The organism is Bacteroidota bacterium, assembly GCA_013696965.1.
Lineage (GTDB): Bacteria > Bacteroidota > Bacteroidia > JACCXN01 > JACCXN01 > JACCXN01.
Map to the genome: position 1 here is coordinate 1 of JACCXN010000002.1, position 2,393 is coordinate 2,393.

The window sequence follows — 2,393 nt, forward strand, 5'->3', positions numbered from 1 at the left end:
ATTTCGCTACCTTAGGACCGTTATAGTTACGGCCGCCGTTTACTGGGGCTTCAATTCAAAGCTTCTCCCTTGCGGGATGACCTCTCCTTTTAACCTTCCAGCACCGGGCAGGTGTCAGGCCTTATACATCATCTTGCGATTTAGCAAAGCCATGTGTTTTTGATAAACAGTCGCCTGGGCCATTTCACTGCGGCCCCCGTTGCCGGGGGCACCCTTTTTCCCGAAGTTACAGGGTTAATTTGCCGAGTTCCTTAGCCATGATTCACTCGAGCGCCTTAGAATTCTCTTCTTGACTACCTGTGTCGGTTTGTGGTACGAGCTGTATATATCTGAAGCTTAGAGGTTTTTCTTGGAAGCATGTTTAGGGTCATTATCCACGCACCCGAAGGTTTGTGGTACTATCACCGTTCAGCAAGTCTGGCGGATTTACCTACCAAACCTATACCTACAGGCTTCAACGTACTATTCCGTCAGTACGCAGACCTTTCACTTCTCCGTCACCCCATCGCAATATATACAGGTACAGGAATATTAACCTGTTGTCCATCGACTACGCCATTCGGCTTCGCCTTAGGTCCCGACTAACCCTGATCCGATTAGCGTTGATCAGGAAACCTTAGTCTATCGGCGTGCGGGTTTCTCGCCCGCATTATCGTTACTTATGCCTACATTTGCTTTTCCAGATGCTCCAGCAAACCTGACGGTTCACCTTCTACGCGGCTGGAATGCTCCCCTACCATTTCAATAAATTGAAATCCATAGCTTCGGTAGTATGTTTTATGCCCGATTATTATCCACGCCCAATCGCTCGACTAGTGAGCTGTTACGCACTCTTTAAATGAATGGCTGCTTCCAAGCCAACATCCTAGCTGTCTGTGCGATCGGACCACGTTAGATCAACTTAACATACATTTGGGGACCTTAGCTGATGGTCTGGGTTCTTTCCCTCTCGGCTCTGGACCTTAGCACCCAAAGCCTCACTCCCGAGTATATTTTATAGCATTCGGAGTTTGTCAGGGTTTGGTAGGCGGTGAAGCCCCCTAGCCCTATCAGTAGCTCTACCTCTATAAAACTCAACCTCGAGGCTGTTCCTAAAAACATTTCGGGGAGTACGAGCTATTTCCCAGTTTGATTAGCCTTTCACCCCTACCCACAACTCATCCAAAAACTTTTCAACGTTTACTGGTTCGGTCCTCCAGACGGTGTTACCCGCCTTTCAACCTGGTCATGGGTAGATCACAAGGTTTCGCGTCTACCCCCTCTGACTATACGCCCTATTCAGACTCGCTTTCGCTTCGGCTCCATTCTTTAAAGAATTTAACCTTGCCAGAGAGGAGTAACTCGTAGGCTCATTATGCAAAAGGCACGCAGTCATCCCGATAAATCGGGACTCCTACCGCTTGTAAGCGCACGGTTTCAGGTACTATTTCACTCCCCTGTTCGGGGTGCTTTTCACCTTTCCCTCACGGTACTAGTTCACTATCGGTCTCTCATGTGTATTTAGCCTTACCGGATGGTGCCGGCAGATTCCCACAAGGCGTCTCCGACCCCGTGGTACTCAGGATACTGCTAGGTATTAAAAACATTTTGTATACAAGGCTTTCACTTCCTATGGCTTACCTTTCCAGGTAATTCTACTATGCTTTTAAAGTCCACGTTGCAGTCCTACAACCCCTGGATGGCCGTAACCACCCAGGTTTGGGCTATTTCCCGTTCGCTCGCCACTACTTAGGAAATCACTTTTGTTTTCTTTTCCTCCGGGTACTTAGATGTTTCAGTTCTCCGGGTTTGCTTCCCTTGCGGGATTCTAGATCTTCAATCTAGAGGGTTGCCCCATTCAGAAATTTACGGATCAAAGGTTATTTGCACCTCCCCGTAACTTATCGCAGCTTATCACGTCTTTCTTCGCCAATGAGAGCCAAGGCATCCACCATGCGCCCTTAATTACTTTCTTGTTACTTTTATTATACGATATCTCTCTTTCCTGTTAATTAAAACAGGTATTTTCTTTCCAATATGTCAAAGAACATTATCAATTAATCTAATTCAATTCAGATAATCGAAATTATCTAATCAAACCGAAATTGATTCGTGAATTATTTGGAGTTGAACCAATATCAATTTTCATTGACGACTCCCTTTGAGTCTTAATTCTTGTTTTTTATGTAATTAATGATACTCATTTGTATCATTTTGTGGAGAATAACGGATTCGAACCGTTGACCCCCTGCGTGCAAGGCAGGTGCTCTAGCCAGCTGAGCTAATCCCCCGAAACGAATCTAAAACTGTAGTCCCGAGCAGATTTGAACTGCTGACCCCTACATTATCAGTGTAGTGCTCTAACCAGGCTGAGCTACGGGACTAAACATAGTTTAACCTTTGCCCAAATGATT

Annotated in this window: 2 tRNA genes and 1 rRNA gene; all 3 read right to left on the reverse strand. The window is 45.9% G+C overall.

Annotated features, from left to right (window positions below):
• Positions 1 to 1,954, reverse strand: a 23S ribosomal RNA gene (locus H0V01_00030); the annotation flags it as partial.
• Between the two features lie 242 nt (positions 1,955 to 2,196).
• Positions 2,197 to 2,270 (reverse strand) — tRNA-Ala (locus tag H0V01_00035).
• A gap of 18 nt (positions 2,271 to 2,288) precedes the next feature.
• Positions 2,289 to 2,363: transfer RNA gene (locus H0V01_00040), tRNA-Ile, on the reverse strand.
• Between the last annotated feature and the right edge of the window lie 30 nt (positions 2,364 to 2,393).